Source organism: Vibrio sp. V03_P4A6T147 (genome assembly GCF_002241085.1).
GTDB classification, from domain to species: domain Bacteria; phylum Pseudomonadota; class Gammaproteobacteria; order Enterobacterales; family Vibrionaceae; genus Vibrio; species Vibrio anguillarum.
Genome location: NZ_NDIO01000240.1, coordinates 1 through 5,372 on the forward strand (window position 1 = coordinate 1; position 5,372 = coordinate 5,372).

1 tRNA gene and 3 rRNA genes are annotated in these 5,372 nt (G+C 50.5%); all 4 read right to left on the reverse strand.

Annotation, left to right across the window (positions count from 1 at the left end):
• Positions 1-2: 2 nt before the first annotated feature.
• The 4 genes from rrf to B9J84_RS09595 all read right to left on the reverse strand — a co-directional run bounded on the left by rrf (position 3) and on the right by B9J84_RS09595 (position 5,139).
• A 5S ribosomal RNA gene (rrf, locus tag B9J84_RS09580) occupies positions 3-118 on the reverse strand.
• An 87-nt stretch (positions 119-205) separates the two neighbouring features.
• A 23S ribosomal RNA gene (locus B9J84_RS09585) occupies positions 206-3,097 on the reverse strand.
• Between the two features lie 298 nt (positions 3,098-3,395).
• Positions 3,396-3,471 (reverse strand) — tRNA-Ala (locus tag B9J84_RS09590).
• A gap of 123 nt (positions 3,472-3,594) precedes the next feature.
• Positions 3,595-5,139, reverse strand: a 16S ribosomal RNA gene (locus B9J84_RS09595).
• Together the 16S, 23S and 5S rRNA genes with 1 tRNA gene alongside form the textbook arrangement of a ribosomal RNA operon.
• Positions 5,140-5,372 lie beyond the last annotated feature (233 nt).

A 5,372-nucleotide genomic window follows, 5' to 3' on the forward strand; every position in this document is an offset into this window, starting at 1 on the left:
AAGCCTGGCGATGTCCTACTCTCACATGGGGAGACCCCACACTACCATCGGCGCTGTTGTGTTTCACTTCTGAGTTCGGCATGGAGTCAGGTGGGTCCACAACGCTATGGTCGCCAAGCAAATTTCTTAATTCGGAAAGCTGTTTCGTTCTCATTCACACATTCAATGTTCTTCAATTGAGCCCACAAAACCCCTTCGGTGTTGTATGGTTAAGCCTCACGGGCAATTAGTATTGGTTAGCTCAACGCCTCGCAGCGCTTACACACCCAACCTATCAACGTTCTAGTCTCGAACAACCCTTTAGGACACTTAAAGTGCCAGGGAAGACTCATCTCAGGGCTCGCTTCGCGCTTAGATGCTTTCAGCGCTTATCAATTCCGAACTTAGCTACCGGGCAATGCCATTGGCATGACAACCCGAACACCAGCGGTTCGTCCACTCCGGTCCTCTCGTACTAGGAGCAGCCCCCTTCAATCTTCCAACGCCCACGGCAGATAGGGACCGAACTGTCTCACGACGTTCTAAACCCAGCTCGCGTACCACTTTAAATGGCGAACAGCCATACCCTTGGGACCGACTTCAGCCCCAGGATGTGATGAGCCGACATCGAGGTGCCAAACACCGCCGTCGATATGAACTCTTGGGCGGTATCAGCCTGTTATCCCCGGAGTACCTTTTATCCGTTGAGCGATGGCCCTTCCATTCAGAACCACCGGATCACTATGACCTACTTTCGTACCTGCTCGAACCGTCATTCTCGCAGTTAAGCGGGCTTATGCCATTGCACTAACCTCACGATGTCCAACCGTGATTAGCCCACCTTCGTGCTCCTCCGTTACTCTTTGGGAGGAGACCGCCCCAGTCAAACTACCCACCAGGCACTGTCCGCAACCCCGATTAGGGGCCTACGTTAGAACATCAAAACGACAAGGGTGGTATTTCAAGGTCGACTCCACGCAATCTAGCGACTGCGCTTCTAAGTCTCCCACCTATCCTACACATGTAGGTTCAATGTTCAGTGCCAAGCTGTAGTAAAGGTTCACGGGGTCTTTCCGTCTAGCCGCGGGTACACTGCATCTTCACAGCGATTTCAATTTCACTGAGTCTCGGGTGGAGACAGCGTGGCCATCATTACGCCATTCGTGCAGGTCGGAACTTACCCGACAAGGAATTTCGCTACCTTAGGACCGTTATAGTTACGGCCGCCGTTTACCGGGGCTTCGATCAAGAGCTTCGACCTAAGTCTAACCCCATCAATTAACCTTCCGGCACCGGGCAGGCGTCACACCGTATACGTCATCTTGCGATTTTGCACAGTGCTGTGTTTTTAATAAACAGTTGCAGCCACCTGGTATCTGCGACTCTCGTCAGCTCCATCCGCAAGGGACTTCACCAATAAGAGCGTACCTTCTCCCGAAGTTACGGTACCATTTTGCCTAGTTCCTTCACCCGAGTTCTCTCAAGCGCCTTGGTATTCTCTACCCGACCACCTGTGTCGGTTTGGGGTACGATTGCTTATAATCTGAAGCTTAGAGGCTTTTCCTGGAAGCAGGGCATCAATGACTTCACTGCCGTAGCAGCTCGACGTCGTGTCTCAGCCTAACAAGAAACCGGATTTACCTAGTCTCTTAGCCTACGCACTTGAACCAGGACAACCGTCGCCTGGCCCACCTAGCCTTCTCCGTCCCCCCATCGCAATTATAAGCAGTACGGGAATATTAACCCGTTTCCCATCGACTACGCTTTTCAGCCTCGCCTTAGGGGTCGACTTACCCTGCCCCGATTAACGTTGGACAGGAACCCTTGGTCTTCCGGCGGGGAGGTTTTTCACCCCCCTTATCGTTACTCATGTCAGCATTCGCACTTCTGATACCTCCAGCATGCTTTACAACACACCTTCAACGGCTTACAGAACGCTCCCCTACCCAATACAGTAAACTGCATTGCCGCAGCTTCGGTTTACTACTTAGCCCCGTTACATCTTCCGCGCAGGCCGACTCGACCAGTGAGCTATTACGCTTTCTTTAAATGATGGCTGCTTCTAAGCCAACATCCTGGCTGTCTGAGCCTTCCCACATCGTTTCCCACTTAGTAGTAATTTGGGACCTTAGCTGGCGGTCTGGGTTGTTTCCCTCTCCACGACGGACGTTAGCACCCGCCGTGTGTCTCCCGGATAGTACTTACTGGTATTCGGAGTTTGCAAAGGGTTGGTAAGTCGGGATGACCCCCTAGCCTTAACAGTGCTCTACCCCCAGTAGTATTCGTCCGAGGCGCTACCTAAATAGCTTTCGGGGAGAACCAGCTATCTCCGAGTTTGATTGGCCTTTCACCCCTAGCCACAAGTCATCCGCTAATTTTTCAACATTAGTCGGTTCGGTCCTCCAGTTGATGTTACTCAACCTTCAACCTGCCCATGGCTAGATCACCCGGTTTCGGGTCTATATCCAGAGACTGAAGCGCCCAGTTAAGACTCGGTTTCCCTACGGCTCCCCTATTCGGTTAACCTTGCCACTGAATATAAGTCGCTGACCCATTATACAAAAGGTACGCAGTCACAGGACAAAGCCTGCTCCTACTGCTTGTACGTACACGGTTTCAGGTTCTATTTCACTCCCCTCACAGGGGTTCTTTTCGCCTTTCCCTCACGGTACTGGTTCACTATCGGTCAGTCAGTAGTATTTAGCCTTGGAGGATGGTCCCCCCATGTTCAGACAGGATAACACGTGTCCCGCCTTACTCGATTTCACTTATAATGATGGAACAGTTACGGGGCTATCACCCTTTATTGCGCCACTTTCCAGAGGCTTCACCTGCATCATTAAAAGCTTAAGGGCTAGTCCAATTTCGCTCGCCGCTACTTTCGGAATCTCTGTTGATTTCTTCTCCTCGGGGTACTTAGATGTTTCAGTTCCCCCGGTTTGCCTCCTTACCCTATGTATTCAGGTAAGGATACGTGCTTATGCACGTGGGTTTCCCCATTCGGAAATCGTAGACTCAAGTGGCTGTTACTGCCTAATCTACGCTTATCGCAAGTTACTACGTCCTTCATCGCCTCTGACTGCCAAGGCATCCACCGTGTACGCTTAGTCACTTAACCATACAACCCGAAGAAGTTTCGTGTTGTAGACAAGTCACCAAGGTTGTCTCTCATTATTTGAATGAGCGAGAGACGTTTGATTTTGCCGGACTCAATTTTGAAAACTTACCGTAGTAAGCTTTCCCAAGAACACTTGAATGTGTTTGGTATCAATACGTTAAACGTATTGATGTTGAGAACTTTTATTTGATAACAACAAACACGTTCGTTGTTATCAGTCAGCTTTCCAAATTGTTAAAGAGCACGATTTTCTAATGAAAACCATTTTTAAAAACACTATTACTAGTGCGCTTAAAGATGGTGGAGCTATGCGGGATCGAACCGCAGACCTCCTGCGTGCAAGGCAGGCGCTCTCCCAGCTGAGCTATAACCCCATCAGGTGTGTGATACTGTGTGCCAATCTTCTGGGAGGAAGAATTGGTGGGTCTGAGTGGANTCGTCTCTTAAACTGTATAAACCATCAATCTGTGTGGACACTCATCAGTGTAATCTTCGTATAAGGAGGTGATCCAGCGCCAGGTTCCCCTAGCGCTACCTTGTTACGACTTCACCCCAGTCATGAACCACAAAGTGGTGAGCGTCCTCCCCGAAAGGTTAAACTACCCACTTCTTTTGCAGCCCACTCCCATGGTGTGACGGGCGGTGTGTACAAGGCCCGGGAACGTATTCACCGTAGCATTCTGATCTACGATTACTAGCGATTCCGACTTCATGGAGTCGAGTTGCAGACTCCAATCCGGACTACGACGCACTTTTTGGGATTCGCTCACTATCGCTAGCTTGCTGCCCTCTGTATGCGCCATTGTAGCACGTGTGTAGCCCTACTCGTAAGGGCCATGATGACTTGACGTCGTCCCCACCTTCCTCCGGTTTATCACCGGCAGTCTCCCTGGAGTTCCCGACATTACTCGCTGGCAAACAAGGATAAGGGTTGCGCTCGTTGCGGGACTTAACCCAACATTTCACAACACGAGCTGACGACAGCCATGCAGCACCTGTCTCAGAGCTCCCGAAGGCACACCTGCGTCTCCGCTGGCTTCTCTGGATGTCAAGAGTAGGTAAGGTTCTTCGCGTTGCATCGAATTAAACCACATGCTCCACCGCTTGTGCGGGCCCCCGTCAATTCATTTGAGTTTTAATCTTGCGACCGTACTCCCCAGGCGGTCTACTTAACGCGTTAGCTCCGAAAGCCACGGCTCAAGGCCACAACCTCCAAGTAGACATCGTTTACGGCGTGGACTACCAGGGTATCTAATCCTGTTTGCTCCCCACGCTTTCGCATCTGAGTGTCAGTATCTGTCCAGGGGGCCGCCTTCGCCACCGGTATTCCTTCAGATCTCTACGCATTTCACCGCTACACCTGAAATTCTACCCCCCTCTACAGTACTCTAGTGAACCAGTTTCAAATGCGGTTCCGAGGTTGAGCCCCGGGCTTTCACATCTGACTTAATCCACCACCTGCATGCGCTTTACGCCCAGTAATTCCGATTAACGCTCGCACCCTCCGTATTACCGCGGCTGCTGGCACGGAGTTAGCCGGTGCTTCTTCTGTCGCTAACGTCAAATGATGCTGCTATTAACAACACCACCTTCCTCACGACTGAAAGTACTTTACAACCCGAAGGCCTTCTTCATACACGCGGCATGGCTGCATCAGGCTTGCGCCCATTGTGCAATATTCCCCACTGCTGCCTCCCGTAGGAGTCTGGACCGTGTCTCAGTTCCAGTGTGGCTGATCATCCTCTCAGACCAGCTAGGGATCGTCGCCTTGGTGAGCCATTACCTCACCAACTAGCTAATCCCACCTAGGCATATCCTGACGCGAGAGGCCCGAAGGTCCCCCTCTTTGGCCCGTAGGCATCATGCGGTATTAGCCATCGTTTCCAATGGTTATCCCCCACATCAGGGCAATTTCCTAGGCATTACTCACCCGTCCGCCGCTCGCCACCCAAGGAACAAGTTCCTCTGTGCTGCCGCTCGACTTGCATGTGTTAGGCCTGCCGCCAGCGTTCAATCTGAGCCATGATCAAACTCTTCAATTAAAGTTTTGTTGGTCCTAAGACCGGCTCAATGAATACTGACTTCAAAACTGTTTTTACTCGAAAGTAAAAAGTAATTTTAAAGCTATTGTTGTTCCAACAGAACAACAATGAATTGACTGTGCCAAAATCAAGTAAACTTGATTCTGATTGGTCACTCAGTTCATTGATAAATCTTTTTTGATTATCATCAACGAGTGCCCACACAGATTGATAGGTTTATATTGTTAAAGAGC